The organism is Pseudomonas sp. LJDD11 (genome assembly GCF_024584215.1).
Lineage (GTDB): Bacteria > Pseudomonadota > Gammaproteobacteria > Pseudomonadales > Pseudomonadaceae > Aquipseudomonas.
On sequence record NZ_JANJFL010000068.1, the window covers coordinates 1 to 984 of the forward strand.

Genomic DNA, 984 nt, shown 5'->3' on the forward strand with positions numbered 1-984 from the left:
TCCGGTACTGGACCGTGGCGGTGCGTTCAAGGGCACGATTTCCAAGACCCTGTTGCTCCAGACCCTGAGCCGCGACTAAGCGCCCACGCCAAAAAGAGGTAGCCCCCATGTCCGAATTCAGCCTTCTCGATCCATTCCAGTCGATCACCATTCCCTTGGGTGACTGGGTAGAAGCCGCCCTCAATTACCTGGTACAAAACTTCCGCGAAGTGTTCCGCGCCATCCGCTGGCCCATCGATCAGGTGCTCAACGGCACCGAATACATCCTGCAAAGCATCCCGCCGAGCATCGGCATCCTGTTGTCGTCATTGCTCGGCTGGCAACTGGCGGGCAAGCGCATGGCCCTGTTGTGCTTTGTCACCCTGACCCTGCTGGGCTTGATCGGCGTGTGGTCAGAATCGATGACCACCCTGGCGCTGGTGCTGACGGCGGTGTTTTTCTGTGCGGTGATCGGTATTCCGCTGGGCATCCTCTGCGCCCGCAGTGACCGGCTGGAAAAGATCATTCGTCCGGCACTCGATGCCATGCAGACCCTGCCAGCCTTTGTGTACCTGGTGCCGGTGGTGATGCTGTTCGGCATCGGTAACGTGCCTGGCGTGCTGGTCACCATTGTGTTTGCCCTGCCGCCGCTGGTGCGGCTGACCAACCTGGGTATTCGCCAGGTGCCGGAAGACAAGATCGAAGCCGCCCGCGCCTTTGGCTGCACGCCACGGCAGATGCTGACCCGCGTCCAGTTGCCGCTGGCGACCTCGACGATCATGGCCGGCATGAACCAGACCCTGATGCTGTCGCTGTCGATGGTGGTCATCGCCTCGATGATTTCCGTCGGCGGCCTGGGCCAGATGGTCCTGCGCGGCATCGGCCGGCTGGACATGGGCCTGGCCACCGTCGGCGGGGTCGGCCTGGTACTGCTGGCGATCTTCCTCGACCGCCTGACCCAGGCGATGGGTGAAAGAACCGCCGCCGAGCCTGGCCGGCGCTGGT

General features: G+C 62.9%; 1 protein-coding gene. It reads left to right on the forward strand.

Going from position 1 to position 984, the window contains the following annotated elements; translation table 11 throughout:
• Positions 1-107: 107 nt before the first annotated feature.
• Positions 108-984: glycine betaine/L-proline ABC transporter permease ProW (proW, locus tag NRB16_RS28745; protein WP_257107545.1), on the forward strand; the 877-nt coding region annotated here is incomplete at its 3' end.